Source organism: Micromonospora sp. ANENR4, assembly GCF_015354395.1.
Classification (GTDB): Bacteria; Actinomycetota; Actinomycetes; order Mycobacteriales; family Micromonosporaceae; genus Micromonospora; species Micromonospora aurantiaca.
In genome coordinates this window covers 1-690 of record NZ_JADKYQ010000049.1, presented here as the reverse complement: position 1 = coordinate 690, position 690 = coordinate 1, and the positions used below count along the sequence as shown (strand labels likewise).

At 74.6% G+C, this 690-nt stretch carries 1 protein-coding gene; it reads left to right on the top strand.

Annotated features, from left to right (window positions below):
* Positions 1 to 16: 16 nt before the first annotated feature.
* Positions 17 to 690: AMP-binding protein (locus tag IRY44_RS30450; protein WP_194803572.1), on the top strand; the 674-nt coding region annotated here is incomplete at its 3' end.

Sequence of the window (690 nt, the reverse complement as noted above, 5' to 3'; positions counted from 1 at the left end):
GGCGGCGGTGCTGGGTGTGTTGAAGGCGGGTGGGGCGTATGTGCCGATCGACCCGTCCTGGCCGGCCGAGCGGGTCGACGTCGTCCGCGCGGACGCCGGGCTCGAACTCCTGCTCGACGGCGAGCTGCCGGACGGCGGCCGGGACGACGACCCGGGTGTGCCGGTCGCGGACGGGCAGTTGGCGTATGTCATCTACACGTCGGGGTCGACCGGACGGCCGAAGGGTGTCGGCGTGTCGCGGGCGGCGATGGCCGCGCACGTGTCCCGGATGCGACGCCGGTTCGGACTCGGGCCGGCCGACCGCGTGCTCCAGTTCGCCGCGCTGGCCTTCGACGCCTCGATCGACCAGATCTTCCCGGCGCTGACCTGCGGGGCCGCGCTGGTGCTGCCCGAGCACGGCCTGGTCGCCCCGGCCACCCTGCTGCCGCTGCTGGCCCGGCACGGCGTGACGCTCGCCAACCTGCCGCCGGCGTACTTCGGCGAGCTGGTCGCCGAGCTGACCGAACGGGACGGCGAGGTGCCGCGAGACCTGCGGCTGATGGTGCTCGGCGGCGACCGTGTCCGCCCCGGCGACGTGGACCGTTTCGCGTCCCGGTGCCCCGACGTGACGGTGCTCAACGCGTACGGCCCGACCGAGACCACAGTCACCACGACGGTCGCCGACCTTCCGCCGGGCCTCACCGGCACGCC